Annotated in this window: 19 protein-coding genes; 13 read left to right on the forward strand and 6 right to left on the reverse strand. The window is 61.3% G+C overall.

Annotation, left to right across the window (positions count from 1 at the left end; genetic code table 11):
- Positions 1-17 precede the first annotated feature (17 nt).
- From ACN5AZ_RS14220 to ACN5AZ_RS14265, 10 genes are read left to right on the forward strand one after another with little or no spacing between them, the layout of a single operon-like run.
- Complete coding sequence (locus tag ACN5AZ_RS14220; protein ID WP_419429558.1) at positions 18-527, forward strand: TRAP transporter small permease; 510 nt, start codon at positions 18-20, stop codon at positions 525-527.
- On the forward strand, positions 527-1,864 hold the full coding sequence (locus tag ACN5AZ_RS14225; protein ID WP_419429559.1) for a TRAP transporter large permease: 1,338 nt from the start codon (positions 527-529) through the stop codon (positions 1,862-1,864). Before ACN5AZ_RS14220 ends, ACN5AZ_RS14225 begins: the two co-directional genes overlap by 1 nt.
- Positions 1,865-1,874: 10 nt before the next feature.
- Positions 1,875-2,687, forward strand: a complete 813-nt coding sequence (locus ACN5AZ_RS14230) for an IclR family transcriptional regulator (protein ID WP_419429560.1) — start codon at positions 1,875-1,877, stop codon at positions 2,685-2,687.
- Positions 2,688-2,711: 24 nt separating this feature from the next.
- Entirely contained in the window at positions 2,712-4,790 is a 2,079-nt protein-coding gene (locus ACN5AZ_RS14235; RefSeq protein ID WP_419429561.1) for a 3-hydroxyacyl-CoA dehydrogenase NAD-binding domain-containing protein, read from the forward strand.
- A complete protein-coding gene (locus tag ACN5AZ_RS14240; protein WP_419429562.1) occupies positions 4,787-5,965 on the forward strand; it encodes an acetyl-CoA C-acyltransferase in 1,179 nt (392 codons plus the stop codon). The genes ACN5AZ_RS14235 and ACN5AZ_RS14240 overlap by 4 nt, the downstream gene beginning before the upstream one ends.
- An 11-nt stretch (positions 5,966-5,976) precedes the next feature.
- Complete coding sequence (locus tag ACN5AZ_RS14245; protein WP_419429563.1) at positions 5,977-7,173, forward strand: acyl-CoA dehydrogenase family protein; 1,197 nt, start codon at positions 5,977-5,979, stop codon at positions 7,171-7,173.
- A 3-nt stretch (positions 7,174-7,176) separates the two neighbouring features.
- A complete protein-coding gene (locus ACN5AZ_RS14250; RefSeq protein ID WP_419429564.1) occupies positions 7,177-8,283 on the forward strand; it encodes an acyl-CoA dehydrogenase family protein in 1,107 nt (368 codons plus the stop codon).
- A complete protein-coding gene (locus ACN5AZ_RS14255; protein ID WP_419429565.1) occupies positions 8,280-8,699 on the forward strand; it encodes a PaaI family thioesterase in 420 nt (139 codons plus the stop codon). The genes ACN5AZ_RS14250 and ACN5AZ_RS14255 overlap by 4 nt, the downstream gene beginning before the upstream one ends.
- Positions 8,696-9,691, forward strand: a complete 996-nt coding sequence (locus tag ACN5AZ_RS14260) for an NAD(P)H-dependent flavin oxidoreductase (protein WP_419429566.1) — start codon at positions 8,696-8,698, stop codon at positions 9,689-9,691. The genes ACN5AZ_RS14255 and ACN5AZ_RS14260 overlap by 4 nt, the downstream gene beginning before the upstream one ends.
- Complete coding sequence (locus ACN5AZ_RS14265) at positions 9,688-11,190, forward strand: class I adenylate-forming enzyme family protein (protein ID WP_419429567.1); 1,503 nt, start codon at positions 9,688-9,690, stop codon at positions 11,188-11,190. Before ACN5AZ_RS14260 ends, ACN5AZ_RS14265 begins: the two co-directional genes overlap by 4 nt.
- A gap of 64 nt (positions 11,191-11,254) precedes the next feature.
- On the opposite strand, the gene ACN5AZ_RS14270 is transcribed toward ACN5AZ_RS14265, so the two are convergent.
- The 5 genes from ACN5AZ_RS14270 to ACN5AZ_RS14290 form a co-directional block, all read right to left on the reverse strand.
- The gene (locus ACN5AZ_RS14270; protein ID WP_419429568.1) at positions 11,255-12,277 is read right to left on the reverse strand and encodes a helix-turn-helix domain-containing protein; all 1,023 of its coding nucleotides are present in this window, start codon (positions 12,275-12,277) and stop codon (positions 11,255-11,257) included.
- Positions 12,278-12,529: 252 nt separating this feature from the next.
- Complete coding sequence (repB, locus tag ACN5AZ_RS14275) at positions 12,530-13,492, reverse strand: plasmid partitioning protein RepB (RefSeq protein WP_419429569.1); 963 nt, start codon at positions 13,490-13,492, stop codon at positions 12,530-12,532.
- On the reverse strand, positions 13,492-14,676 hold the full coding sequence (gene repA, locus ACN5AZ_RS14280; RefSeq protein ID WP_419429570.1) for a plasmid partitioning protein RepA: 1,185 nt from the start codon (positions 14,674-14,676) through the stop codon (positions 13,492-13,494). Before repA ends, repB begins: the two co-directional genes overlap by 1 nt.
- 199 nt (positions 14,677-14,875) lie before the next feature.
- Positions 14,876-15,841, reverse strand: a complete 966-nt coding sequence (speB, locus tag ACN5AZ_RS14285; protein WP_419429571.1) for an agmatinase — start codon at positions 15,839-15,841, stop codon at positions 14,876-14,878.
- A 75-nt stretch (positions 15,842-15,916) separates the two neighbouring features.
- A complete protein-coding gene (locus ACN5AZ_RS14290; RefSeq protein WP_419429572.1) occupies positions 15,917-16,510 on the reverse strand; it encodes a TetR/AcrR family transcriptional regulator in 594 nt (197 codons plus the stop codon).
- A 145-nt stretch (positions 16,511-16,655) separates the two neighbouring features.
- On the opposite strand from ACN5AZ_RS14290, the gene ACN5AZ_RS14295 reads away from it, so the two are divergent.
- Positions 16,656-17,219, forward strand: coding sequence for a carboxymuconolactone decarboxylase family protein (locus ACN5AZ_RS14295; RefSeq protein ID WP_419429573.1), 564 nt, complete (start codon positions 16,656-16,658; stop codon positions 17,217-17,219).
- Positions 17,220-17,241: 22 nt separating this feature from the next.
- Here ACN5AZ_RS14295 and ACN5AZ_RS14300 read toward each other — a convergent pair whose 3' ends face one another.
- Complete coding sequence (locus ACN5AZ_RS14300; protein ID WP_419429574.1) at positions 17,242-17,898, reverse strand: 4'-phosphopantetheinyl transferase family protein; 657 nt, start codon at positions 17,896-17,898, stop codon at positions 17,242-17,244.
- Positions 17,899-18,044: 146 nt separating this feature from the next.
- On the opposite strand from ACN5AZ_RS14300, the gene ACN5AZ_RS14305 reads away from it, so the two are divergent.
- Entirely contained in the window at positions 18,045-18,569 is a 525-nt protein-coding gene (locus ACN5AZ_RS14305) for a PAS domain-containing protein (RefSeq protein ID WP_419429575.1), read from the forward strand.
- 4 nt (positions 18,570-18,573) lie between these two features.
- Complete coding sequence (locus ACN5AZ_RS14310; protein ID WP_419429576.1) at positions 18,574-21,972, forward strand: CheR family methyltransferase; 3,399 nt, start codon at positions 18,574-18,576, stop codon at positions 21,970-21,972.
- The last annotated feature ends 1 nt before the right edge of the window (position 21,973 follow it).

Consider the following 21,973-nt stretch of genomic DNA (forward strand, 5'->3'; position numbering starts at 1 on the left):
GAACGACAGGTGTCACCATGCTGCGCCGGATCGAGCGTTTGCTCGTCGATCTTTCCATATGCGCCGTCCTGGGGCTTGGCCTTGTGATTACGGCCAATGTCCTGCTGCGCGCGCTGTTCAATTCGGGCCTGCCAGACAGCACCGTCATCGTGGCAGAGCTGATGGTCGCCGCGGTGGTTCTGCCGCTGGCCGCCACAACCGCCGCACGCGCCCATATTGCGGTTGAATTCGTCTCTAACCGGCTGCCGCCAAGGGTGGCGGACGGGCTGATCGTGTTTGGCTCGCTCTTCGGGCTGATCGCCTTGGCCCCGCTGATCTGGGCGGGCTGGCGCGAGGCCTTTGGCGCCATTGAAAAGGGCTCTTTCTACTTTGGCGAGCTACAGCTGCCGAAATGGCCGGGACGTGTGATCTTTCTGGTGGGCATGGCCGTGTGCTGGCTGCGTCTTGCCGTGATGGTTGTGGCTGACATCCGCACCCTGCGATCCGGCGGACGGCTGACCGACGACCACCCCAAGGAGGCCGTGTGATGGACGGAACCGTTGTTGGCCTCGTGGCCTTTGCATCACTGCTGTTGCTGCTTGGCGCGCGGGTGCCGATTGCCTTTGCCCTTGCTGCAGTGGCGACTGTCGGCACCTTTGCGATGTTTGCCTTTCGCACCGGCGCATTCAATCCTGACCGGGCGATCCGGCCCACATCGTCATTGGTGTTCTCCAACTCCTTCGATCTGATCCACAGCTACGATCTGTCGATGATCCCGCTCTTCGTGGCCTTGGGGCACATCGCCTACAAAGCCGACATCACCACCAAGATTTACCATGCCGCGCGCGTCTGGCTGGCCAGTATTCCCGGCGGTGTGGCGATGGCGTCCGTTGTGGGCTGTGGCGGGTTTTCCGCAATCACCGGATCGTCGATTGCCTGCGCATCGACCATGGGGCGGATCTGCGCGCCCGAGATGCTGCGGATGGGTTACGACAAGCGTCTGGCCACCGCATCTGTGGCCGCAGGCGGTACGCTGGGCAGTCTGATCCCGCCCTCCGTGCTGTTCATCATCTACGGCATCTTTACCGAAACCTCGATCTCGGCGCTGTTTCTGGCGGGCATCATCCCCGGTCTGATCTCGCTTCTGGGCTTTGTCTTTGTGATCTGGCTGTGGGTCATGCGCGATCCTGCGGCGGCGCCTGCCTTTGACGGGACGATCACAGGCCGTGACCGGATGCAGGCCGCGCTGGAGGCATGGCCCGCCGTGCTGCTGTTCTTCATCATCGTCGGCGGCATCTATGGCGGCGTCTTTACCGCGACCGAGGCAGCCGCCGTCTGTGTGTCGGCCACGCTGCTGATCGGCTTTGCACAGCGCAAACTGTCGATCCGCGACGTGATCGAGGCGCTGCGCGAGACCGTGGTGCAGACGACGTCAATCTTTGTGATCGCTGCGGGGGCCAAGATCTTTGTGGCCTTTATCGCGCTGACCGGCGTGGCGGGCGATATCGTGACCGCTGTGCAGAACGCCGACCTCAATGTGGTGGTGCTGATGCTGGCCATTGCGCTGATCTATCTGGCCTTGGGCATGTTCCTTGACCCCATCGGGATCATGGTGCTGACGCTTCCGCTGCTGGTGCCACTGGTCGAAGGCTACGGGCTGGACCTGATCTGGTTCGGCGTGGTGGTGATCAAATTGCTCGAAATCGGGCTGATCACACCGCCTGTGGGTCTGAACGTCTTTGTCATCGGCTCCGTGGTCGGCAAGGAAGTCCCGATTGACCGGATCTTCTCTGGCATCGTGCGGTTTCTCAGCATCGATGTGATCGTTCTGGCGCTGATCATGGCCTTCCCGATCCTGTCGCTTTTGATCCCCAATTCTATGTGAGCGCCGCGCCATGATGACACCCAGCCCCGATACGACCGACCGCCGCTTTGCCACCACACTGGCCCGTGGTCTGATGGTCCTGCGCGCCTTTCGCGCGTCGGACGACGGTCTTGGCAATGCCGAGATCGCAGAGCGCACAGGTCTGCCCAAAAGCACCGTATCGCGGCTGACCTTTACACTGCGGTCGCTGGGGTATCTGACCCACAGCGGCCGCAACGACCGCTACCGCCCGGGGCCTGCGCTGCTGGCCCTTGGCAATGTGGCGCAGGCCTCGATTTCCTTTGTCGAGCTTGCAGGCCCGATCATGCAGGGGCTGGCGGACGCCACCGGCACGCTGTCGCTGTTGCTGGCACGGGACAACGCAAAGCTGTTGATCGTGCGCACGTGGCGGCCGCGCGGCGTGTCTTCGCTGTGGCTGGAAACCGGCCACCGCCTGCCGTTCAACGGCACCTCGTCGGGCCATACCATGCTGGCGGCCATGTCCGATGAGCTGTTCAAGACGACGGTTGCCAACGCCGAAGGCGACCGTGGACTGACCCCCGACACCGCCATCGCCGCGCGCCAGAGCGCCTACACACAACTGGTGACACGCGGCTTCGCGATCACCCCACCGGACCAGTATTTCGCCCGCGACATCCATGCCGTGTCCAAGCCGTTCCACGCCCGGGATCTGACCGAGCCGGTCGTTTTCACCTGCGGGGCCATGCCCAAGGATCTGTCGATGGACCGGATGGAACACGAGGTCGGCCCCCAGCTTAACGCGGCGGTCCAAGAGCTTGAGCGCATGATGGGACAGCCTGCGACGCTGACCTTACGCGACTGACCGCCAGACTTTCAGGAGACTAACATGACATCCCCCGTCCGATATTCCTCTGCCGATGGCATCGCTGTCATCACTATCGACAATCCGCCCGTCAACGCGCTGGGGCAGGCCGTCCGTCAGGGCCTGTGGGACGCGATTGACCGGCTTGCACAAGACGACAGCGCGCATATCGCCATTCTGCACGGCGCTGGATCGCTGTTTCTGGGCGGCGCGGATATTTCCGAGTTCGGCAAACCGCCCCAGCCCCCTGCCCTGCCCGATGTCTGCGCCCGTATCGAGGCAAGCGCCAAACCGGTCATCGCCGCCGTTCACGGACCCGCGCTTGGCGGCGGCTGCGAGGTCGCGCTTGGCTGTCATTTCCGCTTGGCCCAGACCGGCGCACGCTTCGGCTTTCCCGAGGTCAAACTGGGCCTTCTGCCCGGGGCGGGCGGCACCCAACGAATGCCACGGCTGACCGGCTATGCCGCAGCGTTGGACATGATCCCCGCAGGCGGGGCGGCCTCGGCCAAAGGCGCGTTGGAGATCGGTCTGATCGACCGCGTAACCGACGGTGATATTGTCGAGGCGGCAAAGGACTACGCGCGGGAATTGCTTACCGCAGGGACCGCCCCGCGCCGCGTGTCCGACCTGCCCAGCCCCGCGCCGGATGCACAGGCGTTTGACACAGCCCGCGCGCTTTGGGCCAAGAAATCCCGTGGCGAGGTCGCCCCCCTACAGGCCATCGACGCGGTGGCTGCAGCCGCCCTGCCCTTTGCCGACGGCATGGCCGAGGAACGCCGCCTGTTTCTTGAATTGATGGAGACCCCGCAGCGCGCCGGTCTGATCCACGCGTTCTTCAACGACCGCAAAGTGTCAAAATTGCCGGAGCTGAAGGGGGTTGCCCCGCGCGACGTGGCCCATGTGGGGGTCATCGGTGGCGGCACGATGGGCGCAGGCATCGCCACGGCCTGTCTGTTGTCCAGCTTGTCCGTCACGCTGATCGAACGCGACGATGCCAGCGCCGATAAGGCGCGCACCACCATCACGGCCAACCTCGACGCGGCGGTCAAACGCGGCAAGCTTAGGGACGCCGCCGCCGCCCTGTCACAGCTGACGACTGCCACGGATTACACCGCTCTATCGGACGTCAATCTGACCATCGAGGCGGTGTTCGAAGACATGACCGTCAAGAAGGAGGTCTTTGCCCAGCTCGACGCGGTGATGAAACCGGGTGCCATTCTGGCCACGAACACCTCTTATCTGGACGTGGCCGAGATCGCAGAGTCCACCAAACGCCCGCAGGATGTGATCGGGCTGCACTTTTTCTCACCCGCGCATGTGATGAAACTGCTCGAGGTGGTGGTGCCGGATGGGACAGCCACGGATGTGACCGCCACGGCCTTTGCGCTGGCAAAACGTTTGGGAAAGGTGGCGGTGCGCGCCGGCAACTGTGACGGCTTCATAGGCAACCGCATTCTGGCCACCTATCGCGGGGCGGCAGACCGGATGATCCTTGACGGCGCATCGCCGTTTGACATTGACGCCGCGATCAAGGGCTTTGGCCTGCCCATGGGGCCGTTCGAGATGGCCGATCTGGCCGGTCTGGACATCGGCTACATGACCCGCGCGCGCAAGGTCGCGACCCGCGATGCCCGCGACGTCACCCCCACATGGGCGGACGAGATGTATCACAAGGGCTGGCTCGGCCAGAAAACAGGTCAGGGGTATTACACCTACGAGGGGCGCAAAGGCACGCCCAACCCCGAAGTTGGCCCACTGATCATTGCTGCCCGTGGCGACCGCCCGCAGCAAAGCTTTGACGCCGAGCAGATCCAGCGCCGCTACATGGCCGCAATGGTGAACGAGGCCGCAAAGGTCGTGGGCGAAGGCATCGCCGCGCGCCCCTTGGACGTGGATGTGACGCTGCTCTACGGCTACGGATTTCCGCGTTGGCGCGGTGGCCCGATGCATTGGGCCGACAGCGTGGGCCTGCCTGCCCTGCTCGACGACATCCGCACATGGGCTGAGACCGACCCCTATTTCTGGCAACCCGCGCCGCTTCTGGAACAGCTTGTCTCCGACGGCCGCAGCTTTGCCGATCTCAACAAGGACAGCACAAAATGACCAAGGCCGTCATCGTATCGACCGCCCGCACCGCCATCGGCAAGGCCGCGCGCGGTGCCTTTAACCAGACCCACGGGGTGACCATGGCCGGTCACGTGGCCCGTCACGCCGTGGACCGTTCCGGCATTGATCCCGCGCTGATCGAGGACAGCATCTGGGGCACCGGCTATCCCGAACATGCCACAGGCGGCAATCTGGGGCGTCAGGCGGTCATTCGTGCAGGTCTGCCGGTGAGCGTCGCGGGCACCACGGTCAACCGTTTCTGCGCCTCGGGGCTGCAGGCCATCGCCATGGGGGGGCATATGATCGCCGGTGAAGGCGCCCGCGCGGTTCTGGTCGGCGGGGTCGAGAGCATCTCGCTCAACCAGCCGCCGCCGCGCCATTCGCGCGAGCCATGGATCGAGGCACACAAGCCCGAGCTATATATGACCATGATCGACACCGCCGATACGGTGGCTGCCCGCTATGGCATCAGCCGCGCCGATCAGGATGCCTTGGCCGTGGAATCGCAACGCCGCACCGCCGCCGCCCAACAGGCCGGTCTGTTTGCCGATGAGATCGTCCCGATGGACGTCACCAAAGCCGTCAAGGACAAGGAAACCGGCGAGATCTCCCAGCAAACGCTGACCATTGACGCCGATGAATGCAACCGCCCCGGCACCACGCTGGACGGGCTGTCGGGTCTGGAACCCGTGATGGGCGCGGACAAATTCATCACCGCAGGCAATGCCTCGCAATTGTCCGACGGGGCCGCGAGCCTTGTGATGATGCACGAGGACGAAGCCGCAGCCGCCGGTCTGGCCCCGCTGGGCCGCTATCTGGGCTTTGCCGTGGCAGGGTGCGAGCCTGACGAAATGGGCATCGGCCCGGTTTTTGCCGTGCCGCGCCTGTTGGAACGCCATGGGCTAAGTGTCGACGACATCGACCTTTGGGAACTCAACGAAGCCTTTGCCAGTCAGGTCATCTACTGCCGTGACCGTCTGGGCATCGATCCGGCGAAACTGAACGTCAACGGCGGGTCGATCTCGATCGGGCATCCGTTCGGCATGACGGGCGCGCGTATGACCGGCCACCTGCTGCTGCAAGGGCGGCGTCAGCGCGCCAAGCTGGGCGTGGTCACCATGTGCATCGGCGGCGGTCAAGGCGCAGCCGGCCTGTTTGAAATCTTTAACTAAGGAGGACCCCGATGGACCTCAGCTACAGCGACGACCAACAGGCGTTCCGCGAGGACGTGCGCGCCTTTCTTTCCGAAAACCTGCCCAAGCGCCTGTCCGACAAGGTCGCAAGCGGCAAGCGTCTGACCAAACAGGACCATGAGGAATGGCACGCCATCCTTAACGCGCGCGGCTGGCTGGGCGTGAACTGGCCCGTGGACCAGGGCGGCACCGGATGGGACGCCGTCCAGCGCCATATTTTCGAGGAAGAAACCACCGCCGCCCATGCGCCGCGCATCGTGCCCTTCGGGCTTGCCATGTTGGGGCCGGTGTTGATGGCCTTCGGCAATGACGCCCAAAAGGCGCATTACCTGCCGCGTATCCTGAACGGCGATGACTGGTGGTGTCAGGGCTATTCCGAACCCGGCGCGGGGTCGGATCTGGCCAATGTGCAGACCACCGCCGTGCGCGATGGCGATCACTACATCGTCAACGGGCAAAAGACCTGGACCACATTGGGCCAGCACGCGAACATGATCTTCTGCCTTGTGCGGACCTCGAAAGAAGGCAAACGCCAAGAAGGCATTTCGTTCCTGCTGGTGGACATGGACAGCCCCGGCGTCGAAGTCCGCCCCATCGTGCTGATCGACGGCGAGCCTGAGGTCAACGAGGTCTGGTTCAAGGACGTGCGCGTGCCTGCCGAAAACCTCGTGGGGGAGGAAAACAAGGGCTGGACCTACGCCAAATACCTGCTGACCCATGAGCGGACGAATATTGCGGGCGTGGGCTTTGCGCGGGCGGGTCTGGCGTCGCTGAAACGCATCGCGGGCGAGCAGAAGCAAGACGGCAAACCGCTGATCCAGAACCCGTTTTTTGCGGCCAAGATGGCGCAGGTGGAAATCGATCTGATGGCCATGGCCACCACCAACCTGCGCACCATCGCCGCCGCCGCAGCCGGTCAGGCACCGGGTGCCGAAAGCTCCATGCTCAAGGTCAAGGGCACCGTGATCCGTCAGGAAATCAACGCGCTGACCAAACAGGCCGTCGGCCCCTATGCGGCGCCCTTTGTGTCGGAATCGCTCGACGAGGGATCCAATGTCGAACCGGTCGGCCCGTCCTACGCGATGCCCGCAACGCAGGCTTATTTCAACAACCGCAAACTCTCGATCTACGGCGGCTCCAACGAGGTGCAGCGCGCGATCATTTCCAAAGCCATTCTGGAGCTCTGAGACATGGATTTCAAACTCACCGAAGAACGCCAGATGTTGCAGGACGGGCTGCGCCGCTTTCTGGCGGACAGCACCGATCACGAAAAGATCGCCGCCGCGACCGACAGCGACAGCGGACTGGATGCGGATCTGTGGTCCGGTCTGGCCGAGATGGGCCTGCCCGGCGCCATGTTCACCGAAGGTCAGGGCGGTTTCGGCGGTCATGGTTTCGACATCATGGTCGTGGCCGAGGAACTGGGCCGCGCCGGATTGCCCTCCCCCTTGATCGACAGCGCATTGCTGGCAGGCACCGTTATCGCCCAGACCCGTCCGGACGAGGTTGAGGAGATCACAGCCGGTCGCATTCTGGGCTTCGCCCATGGCGAGCCGGGCGCGCGCTATGACCTGTCTCATGTAGCCACCACAGCCACAAAGACCGATGCGGGATGGCAGATCACAGGGTCCAAGGCCGTGGTCCATTTCGCCACCGCAGCGGACGCTTTTATCATCTCGGCACGGGTGTCCGGCGATGTGGATGACGAAGGGGGCATCGCTCTGTTTATGGTACCTGCGGATCAGGTCAGCCTGCGGGATTACCCGCTGAACGGGGGCGGACGTGCGGCCGAGCTGCAGATCGACGCCACGCTGCCCGTTGATGCGCTGCTGGCCGAGGACGCCTTTGATCTGATCGAGACAGCGCAAGCGCGCGCCATCGCCGCCCAATGCGCCGAGGCGCTGGGGCTGATGGAGACGATCAAAACGCTCACCGTGGAATACCTGCAGCAGCGCAAACAGTTCGGCCAGCCCATCGGCAAATTTCAGGCGCTGCAGCACCGTATGGCCGATGTGTTGATCGAGATTGAACAGGCGCGTTCGGCTGTGATCAACCTGTGCGGCCATCTCGATCACGCGGACCGGGATCTTCACGTCAGCGCGGCCAAGAACCTGATTGGCCGCACCGCGCGTCTGGTGGCCGAAGAATCCATTCAGATGCACGGCGGCATCGGCATGACCATGGAATATGCGCTGGGGCATTTTGCCAAACGGCTGAGCATGGTGGACCATCGCTTTGGCGACACGGATTTCCATCTTGAACGCTTTATCCGGCTGTCGATGGACCGCGCCGCATGATCGAGACGATCCGCGATGAAACCGGCGCGCAGACCAGCTTGGGCTACGTGTTGGAGGTCGGCCATGCCGATGGGGGTGCGCGTTGTATGCTCGATGTATCCAACAAACATTCCAACCGGCACAATGTGTTACATGGCGGTATCGCCGCCACCATGCTGGACAATGCGATGGGCGCCACCGCGTCCCTGACCGTTGATCCCAGCGGGCGCACACCGTTTCTGACGGTGTCGATGACAACACAGTTTCTGGCGCCGGCCTTCGCGGGAAAACGGGTGACAGCCACAGGGCGTGTCACCGGCGGGGGGCGGTCATTGCTGTTCCTCGCCGCGCAGCTGGTGGATGAGGACGATCGACTGATCGCCACCGCAACCGGCGTGTTCAAACGCGCCAGATTGGACAAGGGAGGGGATGCATGATCCTGCAAACGGAATTTGCCCGTGACTGGGGGCTAAAACTGCCCATCGTTGCGGGCGGTCTGCAATGGCTGGCCAATGCGGATTACGTCGCAGCCGCAGCAAATGCCGGTGTTTTGCCGTTTCTGACGGCCGCCAGCCTGCCGGACGACGACAGCCTGCGCGCGGAAATCCGGCGCACAAAGACGCTGACGGACCGTCCTTTCGGGCTCAACGTCTCTATGCTGCCCAAGCTGGTGCCCGGCGATCGGACCGAGGGCATCTTTCAAATCGCCATCGATGAAGGGCTGAAAATTGTCGAGACTTCGGGCCGCAATCCCGAAGCCTACCTGCCGATGTTGCAGGATGCAGGCGTCAGAGTTCTGCACAAGGTGCCTTCTGTCCGCTATGCGGTTTCGGCACAGCGGTCCGGCGTGGATATGGTGTCGATTGTGGGCGCCGAATGTGGCGGGCATCCCGGGCTCGACCTGATTGGCAGCCTTGTGAACATGGGGCTGGCGGAGCGTCGTTTGACCATCCCCTTTCTGATCGGCGGCGGCATCGCCACCGGTGGCCAGATTGTATCGGCCCTCGCCAACGGGGCGCAGGGTGTCGTCATCGGGACCCGCTTTCTGGTCGCGGACGAAATTCCCGCCCATCCCGATTATAAACGCCGTCTCGCCGAGGCGGGCGAACGCGACACGGTGCTGACCATGGCATCGGTCCGCAATACGGTCCGCACGTTGAAGAACCTGACAACTGACGCGGTGCACGAGCTTGAGGCAGCCAAGCCAGATATCACGTTCGAGGATCTCCGTCCCCTCGTGGCAGGCACCATCGGGCGCCGCGCTTACGAGACAGGCGATACATCGCAAGGGCTGCTGTCCGCCGGGCAGGCGCTGGGTCTGACCGACACCCCTGCCCCGCTGGCGCAGATTGTCGACACACTGGCCCACGAGGCCGAGCGCGCCCTGTCGCGCCTGAACGCGCTCCAACCTGAACGAGAAAACGCATGACCCCCAGCCGCATCCATCACCTTGTTGACCGGAACGCGCAGGCGCGTCCGAACGCCCGTGCCATCATGGATTGCGACGGTCACGTCTATAGCTGGGGCGCCTATGCGAAACTCACCGTAGAGGCCGCTAACCTGCTGACGAAAAACGGTGTTTCCAAGGGCGACCGTGTTCTGATTGTCGGCGAGAACTGTCTGTCCATGCCGGTTCTGATCAATGCCGCATCGCGCATTGGGGCATGGGCTGTGCCTGTGAATGCCCGCATGTCTGCCGCCGAAATCGAACGGATCCGTGGCCATGCGAAACCGGCGTTGGTGGCCTACACCAGCCACGTGTCTGCTGAGGCCGCCGCGCATGCGGGTGATGCCACCCCCTGCCCCACCGGCTTTGGCGCGTTGCATCTGGCGCAAGGGTCGCCAGATCCCGAACCTGCCGAAGACACCGCGGAAGACCCGGCCATTTTGTTGTATACAACTGGTACAACAGGAGATCCCAAAGGCGTAATGCTGTCCCACGCCAATCTGCTTTTCGCGGCCAAAGCGTCCTGCGATCTGCGCGATTTGACCGATGCGGACCACATCTATGGCGGGCTGCCTTTGACCCATGTGTTTGGTGTGGCGTCGATGATGATGGCCGCCGCCCATTGTGGGGCGATGATCCAGCTTGCGACCCGCTTTGATCCTGCAAAACTGCTGGAGGCTTTGCAGTCCGGCACCACGGTTCTGCCTGCGGTACCACAAATGCATGCTCTGCTCATGGCGCATGCTGAAAAGCTTGGCTTGACGCGGTTGGACAATGCGCCGCTGCGCTATGTCTCTTCTGGCGCGGCACCTTTGGACCCTGCATGGAAGCGCAAGGCCGAAGCCTTTTACGGGCTTGCCCTGCAGAACGGTTACGGCATGACGGAAAGCTCTGCAGGCATCTGTGGAACACGCAACATGATCGGGGATCCCGATATCTCTGTCGGCCCGCCCCTGCCAGGGTGCGAGATCAAACTGGACCTGTCCTTGGGGGCGGATAGCGATGTGGGCGAAGTCCTGACACGCGGTCCACACGTGATGAAAGGGTATTTCCGCAATCCTGACGTCACCGCCCAAACGGTTCAGGACGGCTGGCTGCGCACCGGCGATTTGGGCCGCATCGACGAGCACGGGCATCTGCACATTGTAGGCCGTGCCAAAGAGCTGATCATTCGCGGCGGCTTTAATGTCTATCCGCCAGAGGTCGAAGCCGCGCTGAACGATCACCCGGACGTCGTGCAGTCGGCAGTCATCGGGCGCACGATCAATGGTGACGAGGAAGTGCTCGCCTTTGTGCAGCCGCGTGCCGTCGATGTGGTCACGCCAGAGGATCTTCGCGGTTTCGTGGCAGGCCGTCTGACCGGGTATAAGCGCCCTACCCGCATCTTCGTGGTCGACAGCCTTCCAGCCGCCGCGACCGGCAAAATCCTCAAGCATCGCTTCATCGAGCATTTTGCGGACTTGCTGTCTGAGACCGTCTGACGGTGCTCTGACTATCCTTCGGCCTCTAGGCGTCCGGTCTTTCGGGATCGGGCGCTTTTCTGCGTCACACATAGGCGTGGGTTTTGCGGTGGGGTTGCTTTGGACGTGCGAGGTCTGCCCATTTTAGCTGGCCACTTTCCAAATCTCTAAGCAAGGCAGTGGCATATGCTCGGGCGCTGCGCAATTTATGAATACGTTCAAGGACATAGCCCAAAATTATGAAGCTATGAAGCGGTCCGTTGGATGTCATCTGTGGCCACAGCGAAGAGATACCAATGCTTTTGGCCAATCCATGCATGATCTCGGTGCAATGTGACTGGTTTCTGGCGTGACGAAGCTCTGCACAGAGCAGGGGGAAAGCTGCGTTGATCTGAGCCTCGGTCAGTTCCGGTTGGTTTGGGATTTCTTGTGTTACTTCAGTATTAATTTTTGGTTCTTTGTGCCCCTCAGGTTTTATGTCGCTGCCCATCAATTTGACTGAATTATCTTTTTCTTCCACAGACATATGCTCGTTGAGGTCCGACAGCAGCATGTCGAGGTGATCTTCGTTCAATTTGCGCCGCAAAAGACGTGTCGCGTGCCTGTAGATTGGCATTTCCTTGAGATGTTCGCCGATGGTGTCGCGCAGTTGTCCCAGCGCGATAAGGCAGCGATCCCGCAAAACCTTGATGCGTTCCATGGTGTCGGCGTGTTGCTCTGCAAGGTTTAGCAATTCTTTATGCCGGTAAAGCACAGGCAGGACAGACAGCCCTGTGGCCAGAACCACCCTGCCCTGCCTGTCACGCCGCGCCCAGCGTTTGCCGTTTGCGCTGGCAACACGTTCGATCAGGCCCAGCTCGACGAGCCGCGCCACATGGCGTTCGATGGTCTGCACGCTGACATGGCACCGCTCAGCCAAGGCCGCATTCGATGCAAAGCAGATATGGGCATCTTGCGCGCGATCCGAGATTTGGTCGACGCGCATATAGGACAGCATTGCCCGCAACACGGACAGCGTTGTCGATTTCAACCCCAGGGGTTCACGGGCCGTTTCGACGCAGCGCAGCAGAAACCATTTGTCTGGCGGACATACGGAACCGTCAGACATGGCTGTCCCCTGCCCTGCAGCCTGTGCAAAGCACGACCCGGAGCGGGTCTCACCTATAATTTTCGTCATTTTATGCCAGCAGGCAAAGAAATACCCTCCGCACGGATGCGTTTGCTCTTGTTCGCCGAATCGAGTGCTGGTATCCTTTAGGTGTCAAGCTAAGGGCGCTTATGCGCTACAGCCCTCGAAGCCTCCGGTTTCGGGGGTTTTTCTTTACGGTGCTTCCTCCTTTCTGCTCGTTCTCAATGAAAGTTAATCCGCGTCGTTTACAGCTGTAAACGTGCGGTATTGCTCGCGGATGATCTGATCGATGTTGTCATCGAGCCATTTCCCAAACGCGGCATTTGTCCCGGCCTTGGAGATGTTGACGGACAGAGCCGCCTTGCCGGATTTAACGGTGATTCCCTCGACAGGCGTTGTCTCGCGTGATTGCGCCGGTCGGGCGCCCCGTCGTGTGATCTCTTTCAACAACTGATCGAGACGCTCGTCAGACCCCATAGAGGCGTCGAACCCGGCGAGAATACCAAGCGCGGCACTTGCGGTGATCTTCTGACCGGCAAAAGCATCCGCCAGCGCGGTCCATTTCGGGCGGCCTGATTTCGGGGCCGCACCGATCTGGTCTCCCACATCGTCAGGAACATTGTCGATGATCTTGTTCAGGTGGGACAGGCCAGACGCGCTGAGACCCAGAACCTGCCGCGCCGTTTTGCTGTCGTGACCCGCTGCGGCGATCATGGCAGCAAAACGCGCTTTCTCATAGAAAGAGAGGTTGCGTCGGGCTGCATTCTCCAGACCCTTGGCAAGCAGAGCCGCGTCATCGTCGAGATCCTGAACGTTGGCTTTAACCTTGATGCCCAGTTCACGACAGGCTGCCAAACGCCTCCGGCCATAGATAACTTCGAACCGGCCATCGGTCGGCGCGCGGCGCAGGAGGATCGGAACCTGTTGTCCGCCCTCACGGATGCTTTCGACCAGCGCGTCAAACCCCTCGCCCTCGTCGTCGGACTTTACAGCTGTAAACCCTTCCATCCGGTCGCGGGGGCCCCAGTCGTCGATCAGCGCGGGGTCAATCTCTCGGATCGCAGTGAGGGACCCTTGCAGCGCGCCCAAGGCCGGCGCACTGCTGCGTGCCGGTCGATCCTTTGCGGCCTGTGGGCCAGAGCGCGCGATGGTGCTGGCAATCCCCGACATGCCACCTAGTGTTTTCCGTGCCATCAGCTACGCCCCCACGCTTTTTGAATCATCACCTCGACCTCTTGGCCCACCGCGTCCATGGACTGTTTGGCGCGGTCGTATGTCGCCCGCGTCATGTCAGAGCGGACAACCTCGTAGATCGATTGTTTCAGCATTGTGGCATCGCTAATAGCGGTGGATTTCAATGCCGTGGCAGACATGACCCGATCCTGAAACAGCGCCCGCATGAACGATGTCAGCTGCTGCGATGGGACGTCTGTAGGTTCATCACGCGTGATGAGGAAGCGGAAGTTGTCGTAGTGCAACGTCGCGCCCGCGTCCTCGATCACGCCCATATAGGCGCCCACCAGTTCCATGAACTGCGCGGTAGACGACACATCGAGCATCGACGGGGTGAGCGGGACGATCAGCGATGTCGCCGCCGCCATGCCAGAGATGGTGAGGAAGCCAAGCTGCGGTGGGCTGTCCATCAACACGATGTCGTAATCTGCCTCAACCTGCTCCAAAGCGCCGCGAATGCGGGTGAAGAACGGCTGATCCGGGGCGGAGTGTACGGCGGATTCAGTCTCGAACTCTGACAGCAACAGCCGCGACGGGGCGAGAGAGATGCCGGGGAAATAGGTCTGCTTGATGACATCAGCGAAGGGGACCGGATCGTCGTAGCGGATCGCGTCATAGACGGTCAGCCCGTCGAATTCGATCTCGGGCGAGATGCCGCACATCGATGTCAGCGAACCCTGCGGGTCGAGATCCACGACCAGAACCTTATAACCGCGCAGCGCGAGGTAATGGGCAAGGTGGACTGTTGTCGTCGATTTGGACGACCCGCCTTTGAAATTCATAAGTTGCCAGACTTGCAGCTTGTCACCTTCGCGCCGTCCGGGAAGGTAGCGGCCTTTCTTGCGCGACCCGGCTTCCAGCGTCTGACGGGCGTGGCGAAGTTCGGTCACGGAGTAGTACCGGCGGCCTCCGCGTACGTCAGACGGTTCGGGCAATGTGCCCTCGGCGTGCGCTTTGCGCAGGAATTGTCCCGAAACACCCAGAAGGTCGGCGACCTCGGGTGCAGAAAAACTGCGGAGAGATTTTGTATTGTCTGGCGCGAAAGCCGACAGTAGGTGTTCGCGGATCGCACTGGTCAGCCGCTCGGAAATATCCGTCGCCAGTTCCGATGGTCGGTCCGCTTCGATCGGTGTTACCGGAATCATGTGGTTGCCCCAAATTCTGAAATGTAGCCGTTTTCGCGCCACTTGGGGATAACTGGTTCGATTCACCGGCCTAAGTCAATGGTTTTCTTTTTGCGGCCACATTGTTTCTGTATGGCTTCAATGACTTCCGTGAGGGTGTTCAGGTTTACAGCTGTAAAAAGTCTGCGCCAATTTACAGCTGTAAACTTGTAGGTTCGGGTCAGGGGCGTCGGAGATTCGCCTTGCCCGCAGACCCGGGGAGGGCGCAGAGCATCTCGAAAAGGTAGTTCGCCGCGATGACAGCCGTATTACCGGATGTGTCGTAGGGGGGTGACACTTCGACCAGGTCTCCGCCAACCAGATTCAGACCGGCGCAGCCGCGGATGATCTCCAGCCCTTGAATGGTCGTCAGCCCGCCGACCTCGACGGTTCCCGTTCCGGGCGCAAAAGCAGGGTCGAGGCTGTCGATGTCATAGCTGAGGTAAACAGGCGCATCCCCGACCTGCGACCGGATCTGATCCATCAGTGGCGCGAGCGATTTGTGCCAACAGTCTTCCGCCGGAATGACGGTCCAGCCCTGATCACGCCCCCAGTCAAAATCATCGGGACTGTAGCCACTGCCGCGCAGGCCGATCTGGAACACCTTGTCGTTCAGCAATAGCCCATCCTCATGGGCGCGTCGGAAAGGACAGCCATGCGCGACGGACTCGCCAAACATCTGGTCGTTGGTGTCAGAGTGCGCGTCCACATGGATCAGCGCGACCGGCCCGTGCGTCTCGGCCATCGCGCGCAGGATCGGCCAGGTCAGCGTGTGATCCCCGCCAAGCGTCAGCGGGATGCATCCATGGGACAGGATCGCGCGATATGTGTCGGTGATGATGTCGACGGATTTTTTTAGATCAAAGGTGTTGATCGGCACGTCGCCGATGTCCGCCACTTGCATATGGTCAAACGGCGCGGCGCGGGTCGCCATATTATAGGGGCGGATCATCCGGCTTTCGTCGCGGATCTGGCGCGGACCCAAACGGGTCCCAGAGCGGTTCGATGTGCCGATGTCCATCGGAATGCCGACAAAGCAAGCATCCAGCCCCTCGGCACTGTCTTGGGTGGGCAGGCGCATCATTGTGGCGGGGCCGCCCATGCGCGGCATGGTGTTGCCGCCAAGCGGTTGGTTGAGATCGGGCATCGGGCCTCTCGTATCATGTTGCGGGTCATCCGCAGCATGCGTCGAGAAGCGGGCGCTTTGCCAGCGCGTTCTGTGTTAGCCCTGCGCCAGGCGCCCCAGCTCGTCGGCGAGGTCGTCACACAGTTCCGTCATCTGCTGCGGATCGGTTTCGCGTTGCGCCTGCACCTTCAGGCCAAAGATATAGGTCTGGATGCGGCGGGCCACCCGACGGGTGTCGCAGGTGGCGGGCAGTTCCGATGTTTCCTGCGCGCGGTCCAAGGCGCGGGCGATCAGCCCTTCGATCCGGTCAAGCTGTTCGACGATCAGCGCGCGCAGCGCGCTGTCTTGTTGAACTTCGAGCAGGGATTTCACCAACATGCAGGCGGTCGACGGACGATCGCAGGGCGACAGAACCGACAGGCTGCGCAGGTGCGCCTGCAGTGCGGCAAGCGGGGCAGGGCTGGTGTCGATCATCCGCTCCATATCGCCTGCCATGCGGTCGGCATAGCGTCCGATGGTCGCGCGGAACAGGGCTTCCTTGCTTTGGAACGCCGCATAGATCGAGCCGGGCTTCATCGAGAGCGCATGTTCGAGATCCTTCAGGGACGTGGCGTGATAGCCTTTCGTCCAGAAAAGGTTCATCGCGGCCTCAAGGGCGGTGTCGCGGTCGTATGTTGCGTGGCGTGCCATGGCGGGTGTTGTACCGCATGGCGGGGCAGGGGGGCAATGTGCTCACAAAGATGTGTTGAGTGATCGTTCAAGAAAGGTGTTGAGCAATCACTCAAGAATTGTCAGGTAGGGGGCATCCGAAACGACGCCCAGAGAGGATTACCCCATGGCAAAGTTCGAAAAGCTCGACGAAACCAACGCACCCGAAGCATCCCAGCCGCTGATCGCGAAATCCAAAGCCGCCTTTGGCCGCCTGCCAGGTCTGCACGCTGTGATGGCGCGCGCGCCGTCGCTGCTGGACGGCTATCAGGTTCTGCACCGCCTGTTTGCGGAAGAGACCTCTTTCGACGCGGATGAGAAGACCGTCGTTTGGCAGACCATCAACGTCTACCACGAATGCCACTACTGCGTTCCCGCGCACACCGGCATTGCAAAGATGATGAAGGTCGACGACGCGATTTCCAACGCGCTGCGTGACGAAACCCCGCTGCCCAGCGAAAAGCTGGAAGCGCTGCGCACCTTCACGCTGAAAATGACCGACAGCCGCGGTAACCCGACCGACGCTGACCTCGAGGCGTTCTATGCCGCAGGCTACGGCGAGCAGCAGGTGCTGGAAATCGTTCTGGGCATCGCTCAGAAAGTGATGTCCAACTACACCAACCACTTGGCGGAAACGCCTGTGGACGCGCCGATGCAGCAGTTCGCATGGACGCCGAAGTCCAAGCGCTAAGCTTATGACAGGGCAGGGGGCTTTAGGCCCCCTGTTCGATTTTCAGCATATGCCCCAAGGTGTTGAGGGCCTCTATCGCGTGCGGGCCTGCGCTGAATGCGGACAGATGATGACCGGCGACACGCCAAATGCGGCCCGTGGTCCCGGATAGTTTGTCACTTGGCCTGTGTGCTTTCATCACCTCCGCCGTGATGTGCCCATCGTCGATGCGCAGCACCACATCCCGAAACTCCAAAAATACATCCGTCACAGGGTGCCACAATTTGTAAAACGCCTCTTTCGCGCAGAACAGCTCGGTCAGGGTCAGCTGTGGGTCGTCATCAGGGTGGCAGACAACGTCTGACAGTGCGGCCTCGACCGATTTTTCCTCAGCCAGATCTACGCCAATCCCCGGTACATTCTCCGCCCGTCCCGCAATGGCCGCGCAAAGCTGATCGCTGTGGCTGATCGACCCACAAAACCCATCCGGCCAAATCGGCGCGCGATTGTCACCCCGCGCGACGTAGGTTTCCGAGGCACCTTGCGCCGTCAGACACTGTTCCGCCAAGGCGCGGCCCGTCAGAAATTCCAGCTGGCGTTTCGGCACGCCCGTGGCACTGTATCGAGAGGGCAGGGGCCGGACCCCACCCAAGGGGGCGATCCGACAACTGAAAAGCGGCGTGTCGCAAGAGAACATCATGCCGCAATCTTAGGTTTGCCAGAACAGGGATCACAAGGGCTGTCCAAGGCAAATCATTGCCCTAAACTTGGTGCGAACGGGTTTGAAGCTGTCTTCGATCAGCGATACAGTCACCAGGAGAGTAAGTGCCGGAATTGGAATGCAAAATGACGCTGCCGACACCGATTGCCGATCTTTTGGGACGCAGCTCTATTGCGGTGACCATCGGCGATCTGACACAGGCGGATTGTCCCCTGGTCGGGGCGAGCGAGCGTTTCCTGACCATGACTGGATATGATCGCGACGAGGTCATTGGCCGCAATTGCCGCTTTTTACAGCCAAACGATGGCGCGGGACCGGTGCGGGATCGGATGCGCGAATTTATCTATTCCGACGGGGCCGCCGACGACCAGTTTCTGATCCCGAACGAGCGTAAAGACGGCACGCCGTTCATTAACCTTGTGTACATGTCGAAGCTGCTGCGCAACGGCGCGCCTTGGCTGATCCTTGCATCGCAATTCGACGTCACGCGGGCCACGGCGCAATCGGCGGCGGCCTATGCGGAAACGCTGGCGCGCGATGTTCAGGCCTTGCGCGATGTGTTGAGCCCTGATCAGATCGAGATCATGGGAAGCTATACGATCATGGCGAATACAACCGCGCTCGTGGCGCGCACGCGATTGGATTACTGAACAGATGAAAAATGCGTTTCCCGTCGTCGGTGTTGGCGCCTCTGCCGGAGGGCTGGAGGCGCTGCGCGAGCTGTTTTCTGGGCCTGCGGGCGACGTCAAGCTGGGCATGTCCTTTGTCGTGATCCAGCATCTCGATCCGAACCATGAATCGCTTATGGCGCAGTTGATCGAACGCTATACGTCGATGACCGTGACGCAGGCTGCAGGCGGCGAAGTGTTGGAGCAGGACCATATCTATGTGATCCCGCCGGGGCACGGGCTGTCCATCCAAGCGGGGCGGCTGCATCTGACAGAGTTCACCGATCCGCGCGGGTTGCGCCGCCCGATCGACGATTTCTTTGAAACACTGGCGCGGGACTGCGGGCCGCTGTCGGCCTGTGTGATTTTGTCGGGCACCGGCGCGGATGGCACGCGCGGTTTGCGCGCGATCAAGGAATACGGCGGGGTCTGCGTGGTCCAGGATCCCGAAAGCGCGAGCTATGACGGGATGCCGACCTCTGCCATCGGAACCGGTCTGGCGGATTACGTAGCGCATCCGTCTGACATTCTGAACATCCTCAACCGGTTCTTTGATTTCTCGGAGACACAAAAGCAGGCGGATGTGTCCACCGAGATTTTCGATTTCATCAAGGACATCTGCGACACGATCCAGCACCGGCTGGGCCATGATTTCACCAAATACAAACGATCGACGCTGTCGCGCAGGATTGCGCGCCGCATGCAGGTGCGCGGTCTGGAATCCCCGCGCGACTATCTGACAATCGTGCGCTCCGATGATGAGGAATGCGCAGCCCTGTTCCAGGACCTGTTGATCAACGTCACGCGGTTTTTCCGTGATCCGGTGGAATTCGGTCATCTTGACGAGATGGTGGTGCGTCCCTTGGTCGACAGTTGCGATCCTGACGGGGAAATCCGCGTGTGGGTGGCGGGATGTTCCAGCGGCGAGGAGGCCTATTCCATTGCGATGCTGTTGCACCGCGCGATGCTGATGGCTGGCAAGAAACCTTTGGTGCAGGTCTTTGCCACGGATATTGACCCGAAAATGCTGGATATTGCGCGGGCAGGGGCCTATCCGCTGTCCGCCTTGCCCGACATCCCCGAGGATCTGCGCAACCGGTACACGGTGGCGGGCAGCAACAGCTTTACCATCACGCAGAATATCCGCGATATGGTGCGGTTCAGCCTGCATAGCGTGATCAAGGACCCGCCGTTTTCCAAAATTGATCTGGTGTCCTGCCGGAACCTGTTGATCTATTTCGACGAGAGCCTTCAGCGTGACGTGGTGCCTTTGCTGCATTTCTCGCTGCGCGAGGATGGCTATCTTTTCCTTGGCGCATCCGAGGCGATCAGCCGCTACGAGGACATGTTCCGCATTGTCAGCCAATCCGCGCGATTGTTCCGGCGACAAAAGGGGGCCGCCCGCTACAGCCTGCGTTTGCCGCAACAAAATCGGCCCAATTTGCCGACCCCGCAGCCCTTTTCGGTGCAAACAACGCGCCGTCCGAACCAGAACTCCGCCGAGCAGACCGCTTTGCGGCGACTGGCAGAGGCGTATGCGCCGGCCAGCATGTTGGTGGATTCCGGGGGCAATCTGCTGCACAGGTACGGGAATCTGTCTAAGTTCCTTGATTTTCCTGACGGGCGGGAACGGTCATTGCACGTGCCCAGTCTGGCCAAACACGGCCTGCGCGAGGTGATCGGTGGCCAGATCCGCGACGCCTCGTCCAAGCAGCGCAAGCTGTTGGTGCGCGACGTGCAGGTGGACACGGGCCTTGGGAAACTGGGCTGTGACGTGATGTGCGAACCGCTGGAGGACGGAACCGTTCTGGTGATTCTGCGCGAGACCGGCGTGCTGGTGCCTTCAGTGCCTGACGGGTTTGAGGAAATCGAGCCCGGCGATGGTCATCTGCGCTATCTCGAACTGGAGTTGCAAAGCACGCGCCACCGGCTCGACACCACCGTCGAGGAGTTGGAAACCACCAACGAAGAGCTCAAAAGCTCGAACGAAGAAATGTTGTCGATGAACGAAGAGCTTCAGTCGACCAACGAAGAGCTGACCACAGTTAACGATGAGCTGAAAAGCAAGGTTGATGAATTGGTCGTGGCCAACACGGATCTGTCGAACTTCTTCAATTCCACAGAGCTTGCGGTGGTTGTGGTTGATCAGGATCTGCGCGTGCGCAGCTTCACCGAAGCGGCAGGCCAGCTGTTCGGTCTGGAAAAGGGCAGCGTGGGTCACCGCTTTGGCGATGTGTCCGGCGGGTTGAGCGGCACGGATTTCGTGGGACCCTTGGCGCAGGCCGCGGGAGAGGCGAGCGCGCAGGAATTCCGCGTGCATTCCGAAGACACGGATCAGGATTTTGTCGCGCGGGCGCTGCCGTACAAACGCAATGACGGAACGTACGCCGGGGCGACGCTGGTTCTGGCGGATGTGACGGATACGCTGAAACTTGAACGCAATCTCGAAGAGGAACGCCACCGCCTGCAACTGGCGTTGAAGGTCGCGCGGATCGGCGTTTGGGAATATGAACCCGTCTCTGACCAGACCCGCATCGACGAGACGGAACGGGAATTGCTGGACGTTGACCCCGAAGAGGGCGCGCAGATGGAAACCATTCTGGCCCGTCTCGAACCCGAGGCTCGCGATAGGGTGAACGGTGCCCTGCGACAGGCAATGGACGGCACGCGCGATTTCAACGAGATCTTTGCCTTGCCGTTGCGCGATGGCGGGCGTCGCTGGCTGCACGGCATGGGGCGGCGCTATGGTGACAGTCTGGACAACAAATTTATCGGGGTGACTTATGACGTCACCGCCGAGCGTGATCTGCTGGATCAGCGGGAACTGATGATCCGCGAGATGAACCATCGGGTGAAAAACCTGTTCGCGATCATCTCGGCGCTGATCTCGATTTCCGCGCGCGAGGCGTCGGATGTGTCGGAATTTGCGATGGGGCTTCGCGCGCGCATCCGGTCGCTGGCCGAAAGCCACGGGCTGACCAACAATGGCGCCGATGTTCGTCCTGCACCTGTGCGCGAGGTGATCGAGACGGTGCTGCGCCCGTCGCTGTCATCGCAGACGGTCGAGATTACCGGCGACGCTGCGCCGGTGAGGATCGATCAGATGACCTCGATTGCGCTGATCCTGCACGAATGGGGGACGAATTCGACGAAATACGGCGCGCTGTCGGTGGATGACGGGCGCATCGACGTGTCGATTTCCGTAGCAGATGGCATGGCGCATGTGGATTGGCGCGAAACCGGCGGCAACGGGGCTGCGACCACAGGCAACGGGTTTGGCACCGCGTTGGTGGATGCGACGGCCAAACAGCTTGGCGCCACCGTCAATGCCGGCCCGATTGACGGGGGGTTCCAGCGTAAACTGGCATTCCCCTGCGACGGCTAGG

Source organism: Sagittula sp. SSi028, assembly GCF_048553715.1.
Lineage (GTDB): Bacteria > Pseudomonadota > Alphaproteobacteria > Rhodobacterales > Rhodobacteraceae > Sagittula.